This is a genomic window from Pseudomonas sp. MAFF 730105, assembly GCF_055380705.1.
The window spans coordinates 4,169,302-4,191,548 of sequence record NZ_AP018438.1 but is presented as its reverse complement, the minus strand read 5'-3'; the positions used below and the strand labels follow the sequence as shown (position 1 = coordinate 4,191,548).

Annotated in this window: 17 protein-coding genes; 8 read left to right on the top strand and 9 right to left on the bottom strand. The window is 63.5% G+C overall.

Annotated features, from left to right (window positions below; all coding sequences use genetic code 11):
- The 6 genes from tssG to tssB form a co-directional block, all read right to left on the bottom strand.
- Positions 1-1,026, bottom strand: coding sequence for a type VI secretion system baseplate subunit TssG (tssG, locus tag PCOSP_RS17775; RefSeq protein ID WP_464709185.1), 1,026 nt, complete (start codon positions 1,024-1,026; stop codon positions 1-3).
- Positions 990-2,780 carry a type VI secretion system baseplate subunit TssF gene (gene tssF / locus PCOSP_RS17770; protein ID WP_464709184.1) on the bottom strand — a complete coding sequence of 597 codons (1,791 nt, stop codon included), beginning with the start codon at positions 2,778-2,780 and terminating at the stop codon, positions 990-992. The genes tssG and tssF overlap by 37 nt, the downstream gene beginning before the upstream one ends.
- The gene (tssE, locus tag PCOSP_RS17765; RefSeq protein ID WP_464709183.1) at positions 2,764-3,207 is read right to left on the bottom strand and encodes a type VI secretion system baseplate subunit TssE; all 444 of its coding nucleotides are present in this window, start codon (positions 3,205-3,207) and stop codon (positions 2,764-2,766) included. The genes tssF and tssE overlap by 17 nt, the downstream gene beginning before the upstream one ends.
- 13 nt (positions 3,208-3,220) lie before the next feature.
- The gene (locus tag PCOSP_RS17760; protein ID WP_024776584.1) at positions 3,221-3,718 is read right to left on the bottom strand and encodes an Hcp family type VI secretion system effector; all 498 of its coding nucleotides are present in this window, start codon (positions 3,716-3,718) and stop codon (positions 3,221-3,223) included.
- A 245-nt stretch (positions 3,719-3,963) separates the two neighbouring features.
- Positions 3,964-5,445 carry a type VI secretion system contractile sheath large subunit gene (gene tssC / locus PCOSP_RS17755; protein ID WP_024776583.1) on the bottom strand — a complete coding sequence of 494 codons (1,482 nt, stop codon included), beginning with the start codon at positions 5,443-5,445 and terminating at the stop codon, positions 3,964-3,966.
- Positions 5,446-5,475: 30 nt separating this feature from the next.
- A complete protein-coding gene (gene tssB, locus PCOSP_RS17750; RefSeq protein WP_139648367.1) occupies positions 5,476-6,036 on the bottom strand; it encodes a type VI secretion system contractile sheath small subunit in 561 nt (186 codons plus the stop codon).
- A 223-nt stretch (positions 6,037-6,259) separates the two neighbouring features.
- On the opposite strand from tssB, the gene PCOSP_RS17745 reads away from it, so the two are divergent.
- The 5 genes from PCOSP_RS17745 to tssA are packed head-to-tail and all read left to right on the top strand — an operon-like array spanning position 6,260 to position 13,835.
- Entirely contained in the window at positions 6,260-6,724 is a 465-nt protein-coding gene (locus PCOSP_RS17745) for a type VI secretion protein (RefSeq protein ID WP_139648371.1), read from the top strand.
- Between the two features lie 51 nt (positions 6,725-6,775).
- Positions 6,776-8,107 (top strand): type VI secretion system baseplate subunit TssK, encoded by a 1,332-nt coding sequence (gene tssK, locus PCOSP_RS17740; RefSeq protein WP_175363678.1) that lies wholly within the window; start codon positions 6,776-6,778, stop codon positions 8,105-8,107.
- An 18-nt stretch (positions 8,108-8,125) separates the two neighbouring features.
- On the top strand, positions 8,126-8,887 hold the full coding sequence (locus PCOSP_RS17735; RefSeq protein WP_139648375.1) for a DotU family type IV/VI secretion system protein: 762 nt from the start codon (positions 8,126-8,128) through the stop codon (positions 8,885-8,887).
- Entirely contained in the window at positions 8,884-12,750 is a 3,867-nt protein-coding gene (locus PCOSP_RS17730) for a type VI secretion system protein (RefSeq protein WP_464709181.1), read from the top strand. Before PCOSP_RS17735 ends, PCOSP_RS17730 begins: the two co-directional genes overlap by 4 nt.
- On the top strand, positions 12,747-13,835 hold the full coding sequence (gene tssA, locus PCOSP_RS17725) for a type VI secretion system protein TssA (protein ID WP_175363681.1): 1,089 nt from the start codon (positions 12,747-12,749) through the stop codon (positions 13,833-13,835). The genes PCOSP_RS17730 and tssA overlap by 4 nt, the downstream gene beginning before the upstream one ends.
- Positions 13,836-14,024: 189 nt before the next feature.
- Here the strand turns inward: tssA and PCOSP_RS17720 are convergent, their stop codons facing one another.
- Complete coding sequence (locus PCOSP_RS17720; RefSeq protein WP_175385690.1) at positions 14,025-14,975, bottom strand: 2-hydroxyacid dehydrogenase; 951 nt, start codon at positions 14,973-14,975, stop codon at positions 14,025-14,027.
- Between the two features lie 349 nt (positions 14,976-15,324).
- On the opposite strand from PCOSP_RS17720, the gene PCOSP_RS17715 reads away from it, so the two are divergent.
- The gene (locus PCOSP_RS17715) at positions 15,325-16,605 is read left to right on the top strand and encodes a serine/threonine transporter (RefSeq protein WP_139648383.1); all 1,281 of its coding nucleotides are present in this window, start codon (positions 15,325-15,327) and stop codon (positions 16,603-16,605) included.
- Between the two features lie 262 nt (positions 16,606-16,867).
- Here PCOSP_RS17715 and acnB read toward each other — a convergent pair whose 3' ends face one another.
- Positions 16,868-19,468, bottom strand: a complete 2,601-nt coding sequence (gene acnB / locus PCOSP_RS17710; protein ID WP_139648385.1) for a bifunctional aconitate hydratase 2/2-methylisocitrate dehydratase — start codon at positions 19,466-19,468, stop codon at positions 16,868-16,870.
- Between the two features lie 406 nt (positions 19,469-19,874).
- Here acnB and PCOSP_RS17705 point away from each other — a divergent pair, with 406 nt between their 5' ends.
- Positions 19,875-20,345 carry a DUF1289 domain-containing protein gene (locus PCOSP_RS17705; RefSeq protein WP_139648387.1) on the top strand — a complete coding sequence of 157 codons (471 nt, stop codon included), beginning with the start codon at positions 19,875-19,877 and terminating at the stop codon, positions 20,343-20,345.
- A 191-nt stretch (positions 20,346-20,536) separates the two neighbouring features.
- Here PCOSP_RS17705 and PCOSP_RS17700 read toward each other — a convergent pair whose 3' ends face one another.
- Positions 20,537-21,400: a universal stress protein gene (locus PCOSP_RS17700; protein ID WP_139648389.1), complete on the bottom strand. Its 864-nt coding sequence runs from the start codon at positions 21,398-21,400 to the stop codon at positions 20,537-20,539.
- Positions 21,401-21,560: 160 nt separating this feature from the next.
- On the opposite strand from PCOSP_RS17700, the gene PCOSP_RS17695 reads away from it, so the two are divergent.
- Positions 21,561-22,166: a MiaE family protein gene (locus PCOSP_RS17695; protein WP_047700941.1), complete on the top strand. Its 606-nt coding sequence runs from the start codon at positions 21,561-21,563 to the stop codon at positions 22,164-22,166.
- Positions 22,167-22,247 lie beyond the last annotated feature (81 nt).

Here is a 22,247-nt window from a genome sequence, read left to right as displayed (position 1 = left end):
TCAGGCGATCTCCGGCTGACGAAGGCGGGTTTCGATCCGTTGCAGGGCCAGGCTCGACTGCCGTTGCAGGCCGCCGTTCCAGTTCAGTCGTGGCGGGGCCTGGTGGCCCAGTTGCAGTGGGCCGGCGCCACGGATCAGCAGCACCAGGGTGCAATCCAGGTCGGGGCCGAAATACAGGGCATACAGGCTGGCAAGCAACGGATGGGTTTCGCCGTTGGGCAGCAATCCGCTGGCCTGGGCTGCGCTCAATGGACCGAGGGTCAGGCGCACGCCGGCATGTTCGTCCCAGACCCGGGTACCGGCCACCGCGCTACGGCCCAGACGCAAGTTGCGGCCGCCCGGTTGCAAGCGGCTGCGGCTGGCCGGCGGGATTTCGCGCCAGCCGCCTTCATAGGCGGTCAGTTCCACTGGCAGACCGAACTGCTCGCGGACAATGGCCGCGAACCCGGCCAGGGAGCGGCGGCCGTCGGCGTACAGCGCGCTGCATGCCAGCGCGGCGGAATCGGGAGCGGCCTGGCGTTCCTGCAAGGCCTTGGGCAGCAGGCCGGTCAGGGCCCGCAGTTGTGCCTGCACGGCGGAGGCGCTCGGGTGGGTGAAGCCCAGGGCAATGCGGTGCTTGCGCATCACTTTGTAGAGCAGGCTGAGCAGCCGGTGCTGGAACAGGTCGAGAAATTCCGCCGGTGCATGATCCCGCGCTCGTGCCCGTTGTTGCAGCCATTCCTGATAGGCGTAGGGCAACGGGCCGTCGGGGCCGCCAAGGCCAAAGATCGGCGTGGTCAGCACGGGCGCAGAACCGGCTTCCTGGCTCAAGTCCTCGACTTCGCTGGCGGCGAACAGCGGCGTCAACGGTCCTCGCAGGCGCAACGCTTCGGCGTGGGGCGCGGTGCCGCTGCCCAGCGGTTCGGCCTGGGGATGTTCGCGCTCCAGCAGCAACAGGGCCTGGAGCCATTCGAAACGCTGTGGATCGCGGCGCAGGCGTTGACTCAGGTTCAGAGCGTCAGGGGTTTGCCGGCTTGGGGTTGCCATGTTTTCACCTCCCTGTCGGACTGGACCAGCACCGTGCGCACGAAGCGATTGGCGGTGGCATACAGTGAAAAGAACTGCGCCAGTACGCCGGAGAACAGCACGGCGCTGCTGCCGACGAAATGTTGCGGATCCAGTTGCAGGCGCACTTCAAGGCCGTTGCGCCAGCCGCGCCAGGCGTCTTCACCGACATGGGCGATGACCCGGTCGCAGCCCAGGCCCATGACCCCTTCGATCTGGCGGCGGGCACTGGCCTCGTCCCGCAGGTTGTGCAGCTCCAGGATCTCGCGCAGCGCATCGAGTGCCTGGGGGCCTTCCACCAGGGACAAATGGTTGAGGGTCAATTGCGATACCAGCCGCCAGCGCGATTCTCCGTCCAGCCGTGGCAGGCTCTGCGGGCTCGGCGAGTTGCGCAGCCGGGCCCAGGCCACCGGGCCCGGACGTTCGAAACCCAGCGGCGTACCCGCCGGCAGGCTCTGGGCCAGGTGCCGGCTGGTGCACAGCAATTCGGCGGTGAGGCTGTAGTCGCGGGTATCGGCGAGCGGGTCGAGCTGGGTGTCCACGAGGCTGATCATCAAGTCGGTGCCCAGCCGGTTCGGGCTCATGCCGCTGACCCGCCGCGCATGCCAATAGCAGGTCTGCTCGTTGCCGTGCTGGCTGCCGTAGTAGGCCGGCACCTTGCGCACGCCCTGGCTGGACGTGGCACGCACGGTGCGGATGCTGTGGATCTCGACACTGTTTTCCCGATGACTGTCGGCCACCAACCGGTATTCGCTGCGGGTGCCGTCCGGGCGCAGGGGTTCGCTGGTCCTGGGAAAGAGGTTGATCACCGGCGCACAGCCCAGGGCGATGTCGCTGGCCTGGAGCGGCAGGCGATTGGCGGGGGCGCGATCGAAGACGATGTACAGGTACAGGGATGAGCTGTCGCTGGTCGCTCCGGCCAGGGGCAGGTCGAAGAAACCGAACTTGTCGGGGAAGGCAAAGTATTCCGCCAACAGACGCATGCCCGGATGCACGCCATCCTCATCCGGCAGCAAGACTTCGTCGCTGGCGAAACCGACGATCCGGGGCAGGCCAGCCAGCGGTTCCGGCACGCTGCCCGGCGGGCCGGCCAGGACTTTGACCGTGTGGGCGCCGAGCAGATCGTACAGCCAGGCGTTGATCATCGGCGACGCCGCCAGGTGCACCCGCAGGTAGTCGATCCCCAGCGTCGACCATTGGCGCTCGCCCAGGCACCGCAGGTTCAGGCGCAAGGCCGAACGCGCCTGGACCACGCCGGTCAGTGCCTGGGCTTCATCACTGCCCAGCAGCACGGCCTCGCTGATTTCCAGCGGCCACAGGTGCACGGCGGCGGTGGTGCGAAAGTGAATGCTCTGGCCCTTGTCCGTGGTGACGAACAGGGGCGTGTCCCGGGGCAGGGGGTAGCCGTCGTCGAGGTTGCCTTTGCTCGGGTCGGGCTCGAACTGCACGATTGCGCACGAAGGCAGCGGGCGCATGGCCAGGGGATAAAGCTGTTCGAGCAGGGCATCGCTGAATTCGGCATAGTCGTCGTCCAGCCGGCGTTGCAGCCGGGCGGCCAGCAGTGCGAAGCCTTCCAGGAGCCGCTCGACGTGCGGGTCCGGGCATTCGCCGGGGGACAGCTCCAGGCGCCGGGCGACCTTGGGATAGCGTTCGGCGAACAGACTTCCGGCATGGCGCAGCCAAGTCAGCTCGCGCTGGTAGTAATCCAACAGTTGCGGGTCAATCGAGTCGCTCATGTCGCACCTCAAGACCGTCGCCGGCGTGCTCGATGACAAATGCCACGGGCCAGGCGTGCGGGTCGCCGCGGAGCACCCCCGACAGCCGTATGCCCAGTTGTTGTGGGTGGCCCGGTACCGGGACGACCTGGACCTCGCCCAGTTGCAGGCGAGGTTCGAAATGACTGATGGCCTGATGGATCTCCCTGGTCAGCAGGCGCCGGTCATCGCTGCGCTGCTGTTGCAACGCGGTCCAATCGGCAATGCCGTAATCCAGGATGCTCGGCGGTTCGGTCAGCGCCCGAGGGCCGCGCCGGGTGTTGAACAGGCGCTGCAGTTCGGCGTGGACCGAGTCCTGCAGCGCCTGCCGATCGAATACCCGGCCCTGTTCATCCCCCTGGCTGGCCAGGCGTTCGAACAGTGGCGGGCGCAGCCCGAAGCCAGCCATGGCGGCAGCGTCCTTACTTGGTCATCTTGTTGGCCGCCAGGTCCCAGGTGGTGCCCGCCGTGCCTTCCTTGGTGCCGTCGTCTTTCTGGGCGGTGAGCTCCCATTTGATCTTGGTGAAGTTCAGCGACAGGGTTTCCACCGGTTTGCCGCCCGTACCGCCACTGACACTGACGTTGGACAGCACGACATTGGTCAGGGTGTAGACGATGAAGGGCATGATCTTGCCGCTGCCTTCGGCGGCGTTGCGGCCAATGGTGATGACGGCTTGCGGGATCGGTTTGCCGGCGCAGCAATATTCGTTGAGGGAAGGGGTGGAGCTGTCGATGAACTTGGTCAGGGTGAACTCACCGATGTGCGGTCGACCGGAGGTGCGCTCCGAGTTGCTGACGTCGTTGGTGACTTGCATCGCCACGTTGTGGCTGTAGGACATGACCTCGATCTTGTCCGTGAAACCCTCCAGCAGGCTGTCGCCCTTGATGTCGCCGCCGAGGTCGAGAATGATTGCATCCATGGTGTGGAACTCCAGAAGAAGACAAGTGGGGGGTACCCAATACCGCTAAAAAACGAACGCCGAACCCCTGTGGCGAGGGGATTTATCCCCGCTGGGCTGCGTAGCAGCCCCTTGAACAGTCAGCTCAATCTCTCGAATAGACCGAGTTGCCGGGATTTGGGGCCGCTTCGCGCCCCAGCGGGGCGGTGCGACGTTTCGATAAATCCCCTCGCCACAACGAGCATCCTCGCCTCAGGTTTCAGCGGTCAGGCAGCAACCGGTGGCGGCAGGGTCGCCACCAGGCGGATCGAGGCGGTCAATTCCTCAAGCTGGAAGTGTGGTCGCAGGAACACCGTGGCGTTGTAGGCCCCGGGCTTGCCAGCCACTTCCGTCACGTCCACCCGGGCCTCGCGCAACGGGTACTGCGCCTTGATCTCCTGGGGTGCGTTGTCGTTGATCAGCACATAGTCGGCGATCCAGTTGTTGAGGTAGGTCTGCACGTTGTCGCGGGTCATGAAGCTGCCGACCTTGTCGCGCATGATCACCTTCAGGTAGTGGGCGAAACGCGAGGCCGCGAGCACGTAGGGCAACATCGCCGAGATCCGTGCGTTGGCGTTGGCCTCGTTGGTGTTGTAGACCTTGGCCCGGTTGGTGGTCTGGCCGCCGAAGAACACCGCGATGTCGCTGTTCTTCTTGTGGCACAGGGCGATGAACCCCAGGTCGTTGAGTTCTTTTTCGCGGCGGTCGGTGATCGCCACTTCGGTCGGGCACTTGAGCGACAGGTCGCCGGAACTGGTCCGGAAGGTATGGGCCGGCAGGCCTTCCACCGCACCGCCACCCTCGGCACCGCGAATCGCCGCGCACCAGCCATATTTGGCGAAGGCTTCGGTGATGCGTTGCGACAGCGCCCAGGCCGCGTTGCCCCACAGGTACTTGCTGTGGTCGGTGCCGTTGACGTCTTCGACGTAGTTGATGCCTTCCACCGGCCGGGTGTCCGGGCCGTAGGGCAGGCGCAGGAGGAAGTGCGGCAGTACCAGGGACACGTAGCGCGAGTCTTCGCTTTCACGGAACGAGCGCCACTTGATCAGCTCCTGGCTCTCGAAAATCTTCGACAGATCCCGAGGCACTGCCAGTTCGGTGAAGCTGGTCATGTCGAACAGGCGTGGGCTGGCGGCGGCAATGAACGGGGCGTGGGCCGCGGCGGCGACGTTCGAGAGTTTCTCCAGCAGACCGATGTCCTGCGGGTGCCGGCCGAACGTGTAGTCGCCCACCAACAGGCTGAACGGATGGCCGCCGAAGGTGCCGTATTCTTCCTCGTAGATTTTCTTGAACAGCGCGCTCTGGTCGAATTCGACGGCTTTTTCCAGATCGTTCTGCAGCTCTTTCTGGGTGACATTGAGCAGGCGCAGTTTGAGCCGGGTGCTGGTTTCGGTGTTCTGTACCAACAGGTGCAGGCCGCGCCAGGACGCTTCGAGTTTCTGCAGGTCGGGGTGGTGCAGCACTTCGTTGAGCTGGGCGCTGATCAGTTGGTCGATCTGGCTGATGCGGTCGTTGATCATCGCCACGGTGTCCTTGTCGATGGCCATGCCTTCGTCGAGGACCTGGGTGGCGAATTCGGCCAGCATGTCGCGGGCGTAGTCCTGTTGGCTGTCGTCATGGGCCATACGGCCTTCGGCGATGATCTTGTCCAGCAGGGACAAGGTCTGGGTCGTGCTCTCGCTGGTTTGAGCGCTGGATGAAGCAGGCATGGCTTTATCTCCCTTGAGTGATGAGCACGATCAGGCCTGTGGTTCGGCCGGGGCCGGATCATCGTTGGCGGCCACGGTTGGCAGCTCTTGCGGTGCGTCCTGGGGCCGGGCCGACTTGATCTCTTGCAGGCCTTCGGTGTTGACGATCACGTCGCGCAGCAATTTGTCCAGGTCATCGTTGCCGTCGAGCTTGGTCAGCAGGTCGCGCAGGCGTTGACGGGCTTCGAACAGGCGGCGCAACGGCGTGACCTGCTCCACGACCTTGACCGGGTCGAAGTCATCGATGTGGTGGAAGTTGAGTTCGATGTTGAGCTTGCTGTCGTCGCCGCTGAGGGTGTTGTTCACCTGGAGCGTGGCGCGGGGAGCGATGGAGGCGAGCACCTCGTTGAAATTGTCGCGATCGATTTCCGTGAAGCGCCGCTCGTTGAGCTTGGGCAGTGGGTCCAATGGCTTGCCCGAGAGGTCGGCCAGAATGCCGACGACCAGTGGCAATTCTTTCTTTTCGATGGCATTGCCGATTTCCACGTCGTAGGTGATCTGGACGCGGGGAGGACGGACTCTGTCGAGCTTGTGCTGGGTACTTTCTGCCATGGCGGCCGACTCCGATGCATGTGGGGAGCAATGCATCGGGAGGCCCGCTCATCGCATTCCCTTGCTGATCCGCAGGTTGCAAAGGGAGGGCAGAAAACCTGTCATTCCCTTGACGAACCTGGTCCATTCGACCGTGCAGGTCGAACTATCCAAGACGCTAGAACAGGTCTATAAAAATGCAAGCAAAAACAATTTTTGACCGCGACGAAAAGGAAGATTCATTTTGCGTGTGTTTTTTTATGGATTTTTTTTCAGCCTGGCGCTCAGCGGTTGCTCGTTCTTTGCGCCCAGCGTCGACCTGGACAGCCTGACCCTCGACGTCGCGTCCGGCGCCAACGACGACACGCCCATCGCCGTGGATTTCATCGCGGTGAATGATCCCGACCTGCTCAAGCAACTGTCGGCGATCACCGCCCGCCAGTGGTTCGCCGAGCGCGAACAGTTCCAGCGCGACTATCGTCAACTCATGTCGGTGTGGGGGCTGGAGCTGGTTCCGGGGCAGTTCATCGACCGCCAACCCTTTCCGCTGGAGGGCCGGCGCGCCGCTGGACTTTTGGTCTTCGCCAGCTATAACACTCCCGGAGCCCACCGGCTCCGGTTGGACGATCAGCGCAAGGCCTGGCTGAAGTTCGACAGTCGTGAGATGAGCCTCGTCGATGATGGCCAGCTCAATGCCAGTCAGCCTTGAATGACCGCGGGCCGCCTTGTGCGGCGACACTGGGATGTCGAAGGGAGTCGTATGAGTCTGTTACCTGACGCGGTGTGCTGGCATGAGGGCATGCAACTGTTGCCCCAACATTTTCAACTGCAAGGGTTGCGTGCCGAGGCCCTGGCCGCCCATGTCGCGGCAGCCTGCAACCCCTGGTTCTGGGGTGTCAGTCAACTGGAGGTCGACCCATCGGCCCTTAGCGCCGGCCAGGTCCGGCTGCTGCAATTGCAGGGCACCTTGCCGGACGGCTTGCCGGTCAATCTTCAGGCCGGCGTCGGGCCGACCCTGGAGCTGGACATCACCGAGGCGGTCAACAAGACCGACGATGCCACCGTCACCGTGTACCTGGCGATCAGCCCTCTCTGGCGCGCCGGGCAATTGCTGCCGCTCAAGGGGCGCCTGCAATCGGTGGTCGGCGATGCGCTGCCGGACCTCACCAGTGGCGAGTTCCCCGAATCCATCACCGTCTGGCGTCCGAACCCGCGGCTGTGCACGCAACTGAGCAAGGCCGATTCGATCTGCCTGCCGCTGTTGCGCATTCGCAAGGAGGGCGGCGGCTTTCTGCGGATGCCCTATACACCACCCACGCCGGTGCTGTTGCCCGAGTCGGTGCTCGGTCGGCGAGTGGCCGGGCTGTGTGCCCGGGCCCGGGAAAAGTGCCTGTTCCTCGCCGGTCGCTTGCGCCAGGCCCAGGCAGCCGGCAACCAGGACGATGCGCTGGAGATCCGTCGGCAGATGACCGCCTTGTGGGCGCGCCTGCCGGAAGTCGAAGGCAGCCTGAACACGCGGGTGGCGACCCCCCAGGCGCTGTACGGTTTGTTGCTGGGACTGGCCGGCGCCTGGTCGGCCCTCGATCCGTTGGCCGGCGTGCCGGCGTTTGCGCCGCTGGATTTCCTCGAGTTGCAGCGCGGTTACGAACCGCTGCTCGACTGGCTCGACACCACCCTGGAACTGGTCCGCGCCGGTTATCGCAGCCTGGCTTTCGAGCGCAATGAGCAGGTGTTCTCCATCCAGTTGCCCGACGACCAGCCGAGCCAACGCCTGGTGATCGGCCTGCGCATGCCCAACGGCGCCAGCGAACAAGCCGCCGCCGATTGGTTGCGCGGCGCGATCATCGCGTCCGCGCCACACGTCCCACTGTTGAGCCGGCAGCGCATGAGCGGTCTGCCGCACCAAGCCATGAGCCGCAACGAGCAGGTGGCCTATAGCGTGGGCGACGACACCCGGTTGTTTGTGGTGGCCGCCAGCGGGCAGTGGTTCGACGGGCAACTGCCCTTGCACATCGTGGCGCCGGCGTCGACCCAGGCCAGCAGCCCGTGGCAAGTGGTGTTGTTTGTCGCGCAAGTCGGTGAAAGTGCCTGATCGCAAAAGGGGAGTCGTATGCCTGACGGAAGTGGCGGGGCGGTCCGGAGTCTGCACGAGGCGCCGCTGAGCAGCGCGTTTCGTCAGGTCTGGCTGAGGTGGTTCCAGGAATGGCAGGATTTGCCCAAGGACAACGACTCCGCGGCCCTGGTCAGCCGGGTGGTGGAGTTTTCCGGACGTAGTGCCCAACGCTTGTGGCGGGTGGCCTTTGCCACTGTCGGCGACTCGGCGACCGAGCAGGTCAAGGCGCTGGTCTATGCCTTCGTCGCCCTGGTGGACGAAACCTTGCTGTTCACCCCTTGGCCGGGACAACTGGCCTGGCAGCAGCATCCCCTTGAATCACGCATGTATTCCAGCCGTCAGGCTGGCGAACGGCTGCCCGCGGCCATCAAGAAACTGCTGGATGAGCAGATGCCCGGCACCCGGGACCTGGCGAACGTGTACCTGCAATGCCTGATCCTCGGGTTCCAGGGGCGCCTGCGCGGCGAGCCCGGCCAGATCCAGCATGAAAAATGGCGCGCGGCGCTGTTCACGTTCGCCTGGCAGCATGAGCCGGACTATGTCGACGTCAGCCAGCGCCTGGCGATGTCGGCGGCAGCCCCGCCGGTACGCATGCCGGCGCAGACATCGCTGCCCGACGGGTTGCGCCTGGGGCTGGCGATCCTGGCGATGGTGTTGCTGCTGACCGGGCTGGGACAGGTGTTCTGGCGTGACATCCGCTCGGAACTCGAGCCGGTGTTGCAGTTGAACGAGTCGGTGGTCCAGGAGCAGGACTCATGAGCCCCGTGAGCATCGTCGCCCTGGTGGTGCTGGTCATCGTCGTGGTGTTGGTGATCGCGGCGCTGATCTGGTGGCTGCGAACCCAGGGCGGCGCGGCGATTCGCAGTTTCTATGGGGCGGTCCGTCACATGGAGCAGGAGCAGGGCACCCGGGACCGCTACCAGATCCCCTGGCTGTTGATGCTTGGCAACGAGACCGACGGGGCCCAGTTGTGCACCCAGTGGCATTTGCAGCCAACGGACAAGGCCGCGTGGTTCGGACGCTGGTGGTCGGATGCCGAGGGGGCGGTGCTGGTGGTGCCCCAGGCGCTGTTCCTGCCCGATGAAGGCATGAACCGGCAACGGGGCAACTGGTGGCGGCTGTTGGGACTGATCCTGCGGCTGCGCAGCCGCCGGCCGATGGACGCGGTGATCTGGACTGTGCCGTTCAGCAGGCTCGACGATATCGAGCACACCACCGAGCTGAGCCTCAAGGTTCGCCGCTGCTTCATCGACCTGCTGCAGCGATTCGGCCTGAGTCTGCCGGTGTACGTGGTGATTACCGGGATGGAAGAGTTGCCCGGGTTCCAGGAACTGGTCAGCGCGCTGCCCGCCGAGGCCCGGGAATCGACGCTGGGCTGGTCGTCGCCGTACTCACCCGACGCGGCCTGGCAGTCGCACTGGAGCGACCAGGCGCTGGATCAGGTCAACGCCGCGCTGTCGCAGTCGATCATCGAAATCGGCGCGCTTTCGGGGCAGTTGAGCGGCGATCTGTATGGGCTGCCGGAGCGCTTCGAAGGGTTGCGGCGGGCCTTGCAGATCCTCCTGGAACCGGTGTTCCAGGGTAATGCCCAGGGCGAGGCGCCGCGCTTTCGCGGCGTGTACTTCACTGCGAGTCAGGCGCCGACCGTCACCGGGGATGGGTTTGCCGCCAGCGACAAGGTCCTGCGCCAGACGGTGTTCGCCCGGCAACTGTGGGCGCGGCGTTTCGTTGCCGAACGCGGCCTGGCCCAGCCCGTGCCGCGCCTGTTGCGTTTGCGCCTGCGTTGGCATCGACTGGCGGGCGTGGTCGCGCTGGTGGTCGGCCTGGTCTGGTTGGGGGGCATGCTCTGGGTCTGGCACGACTCGGTGGAAGAGGCCGAGGGGTTGTCGCAGTTGATCTTGCGCACGCATAAGAACTACCTGGTGGTCGACCCTGACCAACCGCAGCTGGAACCGACCCGCTACAACGTGCAGACCTATTGGAACATGCTGGAGAAAGCTCCGCGTTGGCGCTACGTTGCGGTAGTTTTTCCCACCTCGTGGTTCTCCTCTGTGGACACTCAGTTGGAGCAAGGCTTGCGCCTGACCGCCCGGCATCACTGGGTGTTACCCCTGCGCGACCTGCTGGCGGCAGACCTGGAGCAGCTCAAGGCCATCCGCAACACCGAGCGGCGGGGCAACGTGGAAAGCGAAGACCCGGCGCAATGGCAGAGCTACGTGAAGGCCAAGGATCTGGTGGAGCGCGCCGTGCGCCTCGAACAGCAGAACCAGATGTTCAGCCAGGCGGTGAGCAACCCCAAGGCACCTCTGGATGAGCTGGTGCAACTGAGCAATAACGCCTTGTCGCTGAGTCTCAACGCCGGCACGCTGAGCCGGGCGCGGTTCTACAACCGGGTGCTGTTCGATGCACAAGGCATGGGCTCGCAACAGGACTTGCAAGGGCTGGACCTGAACGCTGCACGCACGGTGATCGGCGATAACTTCACCGGGCTGATGCAGCGTTGGCTCGATCATTACTTCCTGGCGGACAACTTCGTGCGCCAGGCCGGTTACCTCAAGCTGCACCTGCAACGGTTGGAGGCGGGGAGCGGCAACTCGCTGAGCGAGCTGGAAGACCTGATGGCCCTGGTCGACGATTTGCAGACCCTGGTCAACCTGACCAACGCGGCTTGGGGCCGGGGCAAGGGCCAGGACCTGGTGCCCGGTTACACCCAGATGATGGACAAAGTCAGCCACAGCACCTTGCTGGGGCCGGAGCTTGCCCAGGACCTGGAGAGCCAGGCGGCGAAGCTGCAACAGAGCTTTCGCGACCAGTGGATCGTCCAGACCGGCTCCCGGGACAACCTGCTGGTCCAGCAGGGCAGTGGCTTGTTGGTGTTGCAGGAGCATGTCACGGCCCTGGATGACGCGGTGAAAGCCTTGTTCAAGCGAGACTTCGTGGCGTTGGCCCTGCAGAAGGACCCCTCTGGCGGCAGCGCCGATGCCAAGGGGCAGGGCGACGGCAGCGACGATTTCAGCGTTGCCCTGAACTATTTCGCCAGCTACAAGAACTACGCCAACGAGGAACTGCCGCGCATCCCGCCGGACTACCGTGATGCTCTGATCCAGACGGCTGAAGGGGCCGCGGCCCGGGCCATGTGGCTGAGCCTGGATGAAAGCGAGGAGCAGTTGCCGGGCATGGGCTTCAATGTCCAGACCACCCAGGCCGTCGCGCTGCAAAAGGCTTTCATGGATGTGCACCGGGCCGACCTGGCGACGCGGTTCCAGCGCCTGCTCAACCGTCGCGCCCTGGCGCAGATCAAGAGTGGCCTGGACGAAATCGAAGCCCAGCCCCTGTTCAGCCAGCGGGCCGATGTCCAGCGCTGGGACGGCTCGAAGAATTTCGGTTTGCAGCTCTACGGGGCCAGCGATCCACAAGGTCTGAAACTGAGCCTGAACCAGCAGTTCGACGCCATGGTGCAGATCGCCGAGCAGCGCATGCCGGCCCTGGAATGGTTGATCGTCCAGCAGGACGATCTCTCGGCCCTGGAGCACGACCGGGTGTCGCGGTTCATGGCCATCAACGATGAGTTGCTCAAGTACAAGAGCCAGAACCCGGCCAGTTCCGCGGCGCAGTTGGAACAACTGGTGAGCCGGGATTTCAACCAGATGGACACCTCTTCCTGCGCGCAGATCCTGCAGACCTCCAACCTGTCCGGCGGCCGTGGTGATCTGGCCCAGCGTGCCGTCAGCTTGCAGCAGGGGGCCCTGCAACGATGCCTGTACCTGCAACAGAACCAGGCGGCGACGGCCTGGAACGATGTGGCCAATTACTTCAACCAATACCTGGCCGGGCGCTTTCCGTTTTCCCAGGACCTGCGGGCCAGTGACGCCGACCCGGCGCGGGTGCAGCGCTTGCTGGAGCTGATCGATACACGCCTGCCCCTGGCCCAGGCCGGGCTGGCACTGAGCCAGACCCCGGAGCGCCTGGCTGCCGAGGACTTTCTGAACCGGTTGAAGCAGGCCGGTACCTGGTTGGGGCCGCTGTTCGTGCGGGACAAGAGCGGCATTCTCGGCGTGGAAATGGACGTGCGCTGGCGTACCGACCGCGACGAGGAGCGCGGCGCCGACCAGGTAATCGCCTGGGGGCTGAACGCCGGCAATCAACAGATCAACTACCCAGGTGACGCCCAGCAGAACCTGCGCTGGATGGTCGGGCAGCCCGTGCGGCTGACCTTGCGCTGGGCCCGCAACGGTTACCAGCGACCGGCCAATGACCCGCTGCAGCCGAACCTGGTGGTGCGCGACCTGGAGGCCGGTTGGGAATACCAGGGGCCGTGGTCCTTGTTGCGCCTGATGCGTTCGCTGGTGTCGGTGCAACGCCAGCCGAATGTCGACTACACCGATTTCCCGCTGACCCTGCAACTGCCGGTAACGGGCCAGATTCCAGCCCAGAGTCCGGCCCAGGCCCAGCTCCAGGCCCGCACAACGCAACAAACCTTGATGTTCCTGCGCCTGTCATTGATGAGCCAGGGTTCGAAGCTGCCGCTGTCGATACCGCCGCTGCCGACCCAGGCACCCCGTTCACCTTTCATGGCGACCTCGTCGAGCCCCGCCATCGCCACCCGTGAGGAGGGCCTGTGAGCGTACCTATCTCCCCCTTGCCCGAGCTGATCAGCCAGTTGCTCGAGCCGATCAGCGCCGAGTCGCCCTGCGGCCAGGACCTGCGCTACGAGCTGGAATACGATCAACTGCGGGAGTTACGCCGGGAAGACGACACCAGCCTGCCCACCGGGGTGTGGCAGTCCCAGATCAAGCGCGCCCAATGGCCGGAACTGGAAAAACTCGCCACCGCGCTGCTGCTCGAACGCAGCAAGGACCTGATGATCAGCGCCTGGCTGGGGGAGGCCTGGTTGCACCTGTCCGGCCTGGAGGGCTTGCCGGGCAGCCTGGCGCTGGTGGCGGGCCTGTGTGAACGCTACCCAGAGCAGTTGCATCCCCTGGCTGAAGAAGGCGACCAGTCATGGCGCGTCATCCCGCTGGAATGGCTGGCCCGGCGCTATAGCGAGGTGCTGTTGACGCGGGTGCCGCTGTTCAATGGCCGCGACTCGGCCTTCGACGGCTTCTGCCTGGACGACTGGCAGCGCTTGCGGCGTCAGCAAGTGCAGGCCAACGACAGCAAGAACGCCAAGGCCTCGGCGGAAGCGGCGCGCAGCGACCAGAAAAAGCTCGACGAACTGATTCGCGGCACACCGTTGTCGTTCTGGCTGCATCGCCAGGGCAGCCTCATGTTGAGCCAGCAGCACCTGCAACGGCTCGAAGCCTGGAGCGACGCTTACCTGGGCAACCTGGCCCCCGGCTACAAATCCCTGCAGGACGTGATACAGGCCTTGCTGGCACTGGTAGAGGAGTTCATCGCGATGCATCCACAACAGCCCACTGTCGTGCCGGCGCAAGCCTCACCCGCGGGCGCGCCATCGACTGCCCAGGCCCAGGCGGGTACAGCGCCGGCCCAGGTCTTCCAGGAGCCCGCCAGCCGTGAAGAGGCCTACCGGCAGTTGCTGGTCATCGCCGGCTACCTGTCGCGCACCGAACCCCACAGCCCGGTGCCTTACCTGATCCGGCGGGGCGTGGAGTGGGGCAACAAACCGTTGAGCGAGCTGCTGGGGGAACTGATCAGCGCCGATGCCGAGTCCCGACGGTTGTGGACGTTGTTGGGGGTTCTCTGATCGTGTTGTGCTATGGCTGGCTCAGATGAACGGCTTTTGTGGCGAGGGGATTTATCCCCGCTGGGCTGCAAAGCGGCCCTAAATCCTAACACCTCGGTGCATCAGATAAATTGTATTGGGGCTGCTGCACAGCCCAGCGGGGATAAATCCCCTCGCGACAGGTTCGGTGTCAGTTCTACAGCTTTGTAATCAACTCGGCTCGGGCAGCGGCACCGGTGTCAGCACGGGTTTGCCGGAAAAGAACGCATTCAGGTTCTGGCCCACCAGCTCCACCGTGCCTCGGGTCGCTTCCGGCGACAGGCCGGCGACGTGGGGCGTCAGGACCACATTGGGCAGGTGCTTGAGCGCTTCGGGCACTTCGGGCTCGTGATCGAATACGTCCAGGGCCGCTCCGGCGATGCGTCGATGTTCCAAGGCGCTGATCAGCTCATCAGTGGCGACCACACTGGCCCGGGCGATGTTCACCAGGAAGCCTTTGGGACCCAGGGCATCGAGGGCCTGCTTGTTGATCAAGCGTCGGGTGTCGAGCCCTCCAGGCGTGGCGACGATCAGGAAATCCGAAACACGGGCCAGCTCCGTGGGCGTAGCGCAGAAGGTGTAGGGCACATCGTTGCGCACCTGCCGGCTGTGGTAGCTGACGCTCATGTCGAAGCCCAGGGCCGCGCGCTTGGCAATCGCCATGCCCACCGCACCCAGGCCCAGCAGCCCCAAGCGTTTGCCGGCCAGGGAAGGGCGCATGACTTTCGTCCATTCTCCGCGGCGTATACAAGCGTCGGCTCGGGGGATGTCGCGCACCAGCGCCAGCAATAGCGCCATGGCGTGGTCGGCCACCGAGGACGCGTTGACCCCGGCACCGTTGGTGACCACGATGCCGCGGTTCCGGGCAGCCTGAAGGTCCACCTGCTCGTAGCCGGCGCCGATCACGCAGATGATCTGCAGGTTGGGCAGGGCCGCCATCTCGTCGGCTGTCAGACCCAGGGGGCCGCGGGTCAGCACCGCATTGAACCGCTCGCCATGCTCGAAAATCGCCGCTTTGCGCTCGGCCGGCGTGGGTGCCAGTTCCAGGTGATAACCCTGGCGTTCGAGGATCGGCAAGTAGTCATTGACGGTTTCAACCAGTACCAGGACGGTTGCGGTCATGCTGGGCTCCTGTGGGCAAATCGTACTGACGAATACCCTGTGGGAGCGAGCCTGCTCGCGATGGCGGCGAGTCAGTCGACGCCAGGTTGGCTGACAGGTCGCCATCGCGAGCAGGCTCGCTCCCACAGGTCTTGTGGATTCTGTTTGTGAGTGTAGGAGCTGGTGCAAAGCGGCGATACCTCATGCCCTGGCATTTTTTGCCATTCACCACCGCTCCTCAGCTAAGTCTTTGCTTCTGCTCGCTAATCCCGGACAATCGCGCCCCTGTTTCGGCCAGGGCGCTGCCTGTCGGGGTTTTCCGACTCGTCCCGGCCGGGTGCATATGACCGGAAAGCGGAGATCCGACCGGATGAATGATCAGGCCAATAGCGTCGAAGAGCGCTTTGAATCGACAGCCCCAGCCACCCTCAGCCAATGGAGTCGCCAGGACACGACCTGGATGCTGGGCTTGTTTGGTACCGCCATCGGTGCCGGTACGTTGTTTCTACCGATCAATGCTGGCCTGGGCGGCTTCTGGCCCTTGCTGATCCTGGCATTGCTGGCATTTCCCATGACGTTCTACGCGCACCGGGGCCTGACCCGTTTCGTGCTGTCCGGTCGCGCCGGGGCGGACATCACCGAGGTGGTGGAAGAGCATTTCGGCATCAAGGCCGGCGCGCTGATCACCTTGCTGTATTTCTTTGCGATTTTCCCGATCCTGCTGATCTATAGCGTGGCGCTGACCAACACGGTGGGCAGCTTCCTGGAGCATCAACTGCATATCCAGCCGCCCCCCCGTGCCGTGCTGTCCCTGGTGCTGATCCTGGGCCTGCTGGCGGTGGTACGGTGTGGCGAGCAGGCGATCGTCAAGGCCATGAGCCTGATGGTCTACCCGTTTATCGTTGCGTTGCTGTTCCTGGCGGTGTTCCTGATCCCACATTGGAGCGGCGGCATCTTGAGCACCGCGTCCACGCTGCCGGCCCCTTCGGCGCTGCTGCATACCCTGTGGCTGGCGATTCCGGTGATGGTGTTCTCGTTCAACCACTCGCCGATCATCTCGGCGTTCGCGGTGGACCAGAAACGCCGCTACGGGGAGGGCGCCGAGCAGCGCAGCGCGCAGATCCTGTCCCGCGCCCATGTGTTGATGGTGGTGATGGTGCTGTTCTTCGTGTTCAGCTGCGTGCTGACCCTGTCGCCGGCGCAACTGGCCGAAGCGAAGGCGCAGAACCTGTCGATCCTGTCGTACCTGGCCAACCATTTCAGCAACCCGACCATCGCGTTTGCGGCGCCGTTGATTGCCTTCGTGGCGATTTCCAAGTCGTTCCTGGGGCACTACATCGGCGCCAGTGAAGGCCTCAAGGGCCTGATCGTCAAGAGCGGCCGTCGCCCGGCAGCCAAGACCCTGGACCGCCTGACGGCAGTGTTCATGTTGCTGGTGTGCTGGATCGTTGCCACGCTCAACCCGAGCATCCTCGGCATGATCGAAACCCTGGGCGGCCCGGTGATCGCGGCCATCCTGTTCCTGATGCCGATGTACGCCATCCGCAAGGTCCCGGCCATGGCCCGCTATCGTGGTCAGGCGTCCAACGTCTTCGTGGTATCGGTGGGACTGGTGGCGATTACTGCACTGGTCTATTCCCTTACGGCTTGACACCCCAAATCCCCTGTAGGAGCGGGCTTGCTCGCGAATGCGGTGGGTCAGTTGCGGTGATGCTGGATGTGCCGCCGCCATCGCGAGCAAGCTCGGCTCCCACAGGCTCTGAGGTGTTCTCGGGAATTGTGTTCACCCCAGATCCCCTGTGGGAGCGAGCCTGCTCGCGATGGCGGCGGTGCGGCTTGCATCAAAAGCCCAGGCATAAAAAAAACGCCGCCCCTCGCAAGAAGGGCGGCGTTTTCAGTCGAGCGTCGAAGCCTTAGGCTTGAACGACCGGGATGTTGGCGTTTGCAGCCGCTTCACGGAACTCGGCGATCTGGTCGAAGCTCAGGTAGCGGTACACGTCCGCTGCCATGCTGTCGATCTTACCGGCGTATTCCATGTACTCCTCGACGGTCGGCAGGCGACCCAGGATCGACGCAACGGATGCCAGCTCGGCCGAAGCCAGGTAGACATTCGCGCCGTCGCCCAGACGGTTCGGGAAGTTACGGGTCGAGGTCGACACCACGGTGCTGTTCGGCTCGACGCGTGCCTGGTTACCCATGCACAGCGAGCAGCCTGGCATTTCCATGCGTGCGCCGGCCTTGCCGTAGATGCCGTAGTAGCCTTCTTCGGTCAGCTGGTGAGCGTCCATCTTGGTCGGCGGCGACAGCCACAGACGGGTTGGCAGCTGGCCCTTGACCTGGTCCAGCAACTTGCCGGCAGCGCGGAAGTGACCGATGTTGGTCATGCACGAGCCGATGAACACTTCGTCGATCTTCTCGCCAGCTACGCTGGAGAGCAGACGGGCGTCGTCCGGGTCGTTCGGGGCGCAGAGCACAGGCTCGTTGATGTTGGCCAGATCGATTTCGATGACTTCAGCGTATTCGGCGTCGGCATCGGCTTCCATCAGCTCAGGGTTGGCGATCCAGGCTTCCATCGCTTGGGCACGACGTTCCAGGGTACGGGCATCACCGTAGCCTTCGCCGATCATCCAGCGCAGCAGGGTGATGTTGGACTGCAGGTACTCGGTGATCGACTCTTTCGACAGCTTGATGGTGCAACCGGCAGCCGAACGTTCGGCCGATGCGTCGGACAGCTCGAAAGCCTGTTCCAGCGTCAGGCCTTCCAGGCCTTCGATTTCCAGGATGCGGCCGGAGAAGGCGTTTTTCTTGCCTTTCTTCTCGACAGTCAGCAGGCCGTTCTGGATCGCGAAGTAAGGAATGGCATGAACCAGGTCACGCAGGGTGATGCCAGGTTTCATCTTGCCTTTGAAGCGCACCAGGATCGATTCCGGCATGTCCAGCGGCATGACGCCAGTGGCAGCGGCGAACGCCACCAGGCCGGAACCGGCCGGGAACGAGATACCCATCGGGAAACGGGTGTGGGAGTCACCACCGGTACCGACGGTGTCTGGCAGCAGCATGCGGTTCAGCCACGAGTGGATGATGCCGTCGCCCGGACGCAGGGAAACGCCGCCACGGGTCATGATGAAGTCAGGCAGGGTGTGGTGGGTGGTCACGTCGATCGGCTTTGGATACGCCGCGGTGTGGCAGAACGACTGCATCACCAGGTCAGCGGAGAAGCCCAGGCAGGCCAGGTCTTTCAGCTCGTCACGGGTCATTGGACCGGTGGTGTCCTGGGAACCCACGGTGGTCATCTTCGGTTCGCAGTAGGTGCCAGGACGCACACCGGCTACGCCGCACGCCTTGCCGACCATTTTCTGCGCCAGGGTGAAACCCTTGGTGCTGGCGGCGGGGGCTTCAGGCTTCTTGAACAGGTCGAACGGTGGCAGGCCCAGCTCGGCACGGGCCTTCTCGGTCAGGCCACGGCCGATGATCAGCGGAATACGGCCGCCGGCGCGGACTTCGTCCAACAGGACCGGGGTCTTCATTTCGAAGGTGGTGATGACTTCGTCGGTACCGTGCTTGCAGACCTTGCCGGCGTGCGGGTACAGGTCGATCACGTCGCCCATGTTCATGTTCGACACGTCGAATTCGATCGGCAGGGCGCCGGCGTCTTCCATGGTGTTGTAGAAGATCGGGGCGATCTTGCTGCCGAAGCAGAAACCACCGGCACGCTTGTTCGGCACGTAAGGAATGTCGTCGCCGAAGAACCACAGCACCGAGTTGGTGGCGGATTTACGCGAGGAACCAGTACCGACCACGTCACCGACGTAGGCGATCGGGAACCCCTGGCCGCGCATTTCTTCGATCTGCTTCATCGGGCCGGTCTTGCCTTGCTCGTCCGGAACGATGCCGTCACGGGCCATTTTCAGCATGGCCAGGGCGTGCAGCGGGATGTCAGGGCGCGACCAGGCGTCCGGGGCAGGGGACAGGTCGTCGGTGTTGGTTTCGCCAGGAACCTTGAACACCCGCAGGCTGATCTTGTCGGCCAGCACCGGACGCTTCTTGAACCACTCGCCGTCGGCCCAGGATTGCAGCACGGCCTTGGCGTGGACGTTGCCGTTCTTGGCTTTTTCAGCCACATCGTGGAAGGCATCGAACATCAGCAGGGTGTGCTTGAGTTCTTCGGCGGCCACTGGCGCCAGCTCGGCGCTGTCCAGCAGTTCCACCAGGGTCACAATGTTGTAGCCGCCCTGCATGGTGCCGAGCAGTTCAACGGCGCGTTTCTTGTCCAGCAGAGGGGATTGGACTTCGCCCTTGGCCAGGGCGGAGAGGAAACCGGCCTTGACGTAGGCGGCTTCGTCGACTCCAGGCGGAACGCGGTTGGTGATCAGGTCAACGAGGAAAGCTTCTTCGCCAGCCGGGGGATTCTTCAGCAGCTCGACCAGGCCTGCGGTTTGTTCGGCGTTGAGCGGCTGGGGAACGATACCCAGTGCTGCACGCTCTTCGATATGTTTGCGGTAGGCTTCAAGCACAGTATTACCCTCATCAGTGGTCCCAAATGGGTGTCCGGGACGCTCATCCAGAAACCCGCGGTACCCATGCGCGTCGGGGGCTTTTTGAGCCACCACGCCAGGGTTTCCGGGGTTCCTCACAGAAGCTGCTTTCAAAGTTTTACGCCTGCAGAACGGGGAGCTGATGAGGGTTGGCGTTGGGCTTTCCCCGCTGGAAAGACCCTTCGCCAACACCGTTCTGAAGGAACGACTGTGCTCGTGACGCTTTGAAAACAGCTTCTAACGGACATTGGCGCCTTAAAAGGCTGGCTGATTCTACGGGAAAAAAAAATTAAAGGTAAGTTGGGCCGGGAAGTTTGAGGGGTGATCAATCTTAGACAAAGGGCTAACATGCCGGCCTGTCCTGCTTTTGCGTGTGCGTTCCGTTATGCCCAACCAGCTCATCAAGACCCCCTGCGTCGGCCTTTGCTCCACTGTCTACGGTGACCTGGTGTGCCGTGGCTGCAAGCGCTTCCACCACGAGGTGATTCACTGGAACGGCTACAGCGAAGACGAGAAACGCGCGGTGTGGATGCGCCTGGAGCAGTTGCTGGTGCAAGTCATGGTGGCGAAACTCGAGGTGTTCGACCCCGGGCTGCTGCGCGAGCAACTGGTGGCGCGCCAGATCCGCTTCGTGGCGCACCAGTCGGAATATTGCTGGGCCTATCAGTTGATCGCCCGGGGCGCCCGGGTGATCAACAACCTCGAAGCCTACGGCATGGTGCTGCTACCGGAGTTCCGCGACTGGGAACTGCCGGACCTGCGGGACGCCATCGATCGGGAGTTTTTCCTGCTGTCCGAAGCCCATTACCAGCGCTACATCGCGCCGGGGTTCCTGAAGGACGCGTTTGGCGGTTGAGACTGTGCTCCTTTGTGGCCCGCTGACATTCTTTGTGGCGAGGGGATTTATCCCCGCTGGGCTGCGTAGCAGCCCCATCACTGTGAGCTCAATCTGTCTGACACAGCGAGGCGGCTGGTTTCAGGGCTGCTGCGCACCCCAGCGGGGATAAATCCCCTCGCCACAAAGGTAGTTCCCACAAGGGTGGTGTTTCAGCTCTTGACCGCCAACTCCACCAAGTGATCCTCCACTTCCTGGGGCTTGAGCACCAGCACATCGCTTTCCAGGGTATCGAGCACCGCTTCGGCGGTATTGCCGATCAGCACCCCTGACAGCCCGGAGCGGGCCACGGTGCCAATGACTGTCACGGCGGCCTCGAGCTTGCGCGCCATATAGGGGATCAACACATCCGCCGGGCCTTCCTCGATGTGCAGATGTTGGTCGTCGATGTCGAATTCGGCCTGGAACGCCCGGCATTGTTCGTGATAACGGGCCTGTATGGTTTCCTTGAGCTGGAACGTCGGGTCGGCGGACGACAGCATCGGCGACGGATGGGCGCTGATTACGTGCAGGTGCGCCTTGGCCAGGAGGGCAATGTCATAGCCATGATCGATAATGGTGTTGTGCAGGTGCCGGTGTTCATCGTCGGTATTGCCCACGTCAACGGCGGCAAGAATCACCTTGTCTTTCCAGGAGCCCGCGGTTTTCACCAGTAGCACCGGGGTTGGGCAGTGGCGCAGCAGTTTCCAGTCCGCCGGGGTGAGCAGGGCTTTTTTCAGCGGGCTGTCCGGGAAATGCTGCTTGATCACCAGGCCACACCCTTCGGCCTGTTGTACATCGATGATGGTGTCGTGGAGGCTTTCGTTCCAGGCCTGTTCCGTGGTGACGCTGTAGCCGTCCGCCAGCAGCGCGGCTTTCAATACGCTGAGCATGCCGGCATGGTCATGTTTTTTGTCGCAGACCAGCAGGTGCAGATGGGCCTGGGTCACACCGGCGATCAACTTGGCGCGTTTGAGCGCCAGGCTTTCCGAGTGTTCGGGTTCGATGACCACCAGGATGCTGCGGATGGCTTGCATGATCGGCGTCTCCAGCAATGAAAAGGCATGATGTTGCTCAACTATAGTTCTTGCCGGTGAGTCGTCGACTTGATGCATATCAACAGGGGTGGCTGGTGGTCTGGGGGCAGGCCGGTATAATCGGCGCCCTTCGCTCGACTACCTTTTGCCCGTGAGCCCCATGATCCTTCCCGAAATCCACGAATTCCTTGGCTGCCGCACTCCCGATGCCTGGGTCCAGGCTGCGCTGGCCGATCAGGAAACGTTGCTGATCGACCACAAGAACTGCGAGTTCAAGGCCGCCAGCACCGCCCTGAGCCTGATCGCCAAGTACCATTCCCATGTCGATCTGATCAACATGATGTCGCGCCTGGCCCGGGAAGAGCTGGTGCACCACGAGCAGGTCATGCGCCTGATGAAAAAGCGCAAGGTCGGCTTGCGTCAGCTCTCCGCCGGGCGTTACGCCTCGGGTCTGCGCAAAGTGGTGCGCAGCCACGAGCCAGTCAAGCTGGTGGATACCCTGGTGGTCGGTGCGTTCATCGAAGCCCGTAGTTGCGAGCGTTTCGAGGCATTGGTGCCGCATCTGGACGAAGAGCTGGGCAAGTTCTATTTCGGCCTGCTGAAAAGCGAGGCCCGGCATTTCCAGGGCTATCTGAAACTGGCCTACCAGTACGGTGATGCCAAGGACATCGCCCAGGTGATCGACAAGGTGCGTGAGGCCGAGCGGGACCTGATCGAGTCGCCGGATGTGGAGTTTCGTTTTCACAGTGGTGTGCCGGCGCTGTAGTACAGCGTTGTCGGTACTGACGCCATCGCGAGCAGGCTCGCTCCCACAGGGGGAATGCGTTTCCATGTGGGAGCGAGCCTG

Coding starts and splice junctions, on each gene's coding strand:
- tssF (WP_464709184.1), bottom strand. CDS start 2,780: ATGAGCGACTCGATTGACCCGCAACTGTTGGATTACTACCAGCGCGAG.
- PCOSP_RS17735 (WP_139648375.1), top strand. CDS start 8,126: ATGCCTGACGGAAGTGGCGGGGCGGTCCGGAGTCTGCACGAGGCGCCG.
- tssG (WP_464709185.1), bottom strand. CDS start 1,026: ATGGCAACCCCAAGCCGGCAAACCCCTGACGCTCTGAACCTGAGTCAA.
- tssK (WP_175363678.1), top strand. CDS start 6,776: ATGAGTCTGTTACCTGACGCGGTGTGCTGGCATGAGGGCATGCAACTG.
- tssC (WP_024776583.1), bottom strand. CDS start 5,445: ATGCCTGCTTCATCCAGCGCTCAAACCAGCGAGAGCACGACCCAGACC.
- PCOSP_RS17715 (WP_139648383.1), top strand. CDS start 15,325: ATGAATGATCAGGCCAATAGCGTCGAAGAGCGCTTTGAATCGACAGCC.
- tssE (WP_464709183.1), bottom strand. CDS start 3,207: ATGGCTGGCTTCGGGCTGCGCCCGCCACTGTTCGAACGCCTGGCCAGC.
- PCOSP_RS17700 (WP_139648389.1), bottom strand. CDS start 21,400: ATGCAAGCCATCCGCAGCATCCTGGTGGTCATCGAACCCGAACACTCG.
- PCOSP_RS17720 (WP_175385690.1), bottom strand. CDS start 14,975: ATGACCGCAACCGTCCTGGTACTGGTTGAAACCGTCAATGACTACTTG.
- PCOSP_RS17695 (WP_047700941.1), top strand. CDS start 21,561: ATGATCCTTCCCGAAATCCACGAATTCCTTGGCTGCCGCACTCCCGAT.
- tssB (WP_139648367.1), bottom strand. CDS start 6,036: ATGGCAGAAAGTACCCAGCACAAGCTCGACAGAGTCCGTCCTCCCCGC.
- PCOSP_RS17705 (WP_139648387.1), top strand. CDS start 19,875: ATGCCCAACCAGCTCATCAAGACCCCCTGCGTCGGCCTTTGCTCCACT.
- PCOSP_RS17730 (WP_464709181.1), top strand. CDS start 8,884: ATGAGCCCCGTGAGCATCGTCGCCCTGGTGGTGCTGGTCATCGTCGTG.
- PCOSP_RS17760 (WP_024776584.1), bottom strand. CDS start 3,718: ATGGATGCAATCATTCTCGACCTCGGCGGCGACATCAAGGGCGACAGC.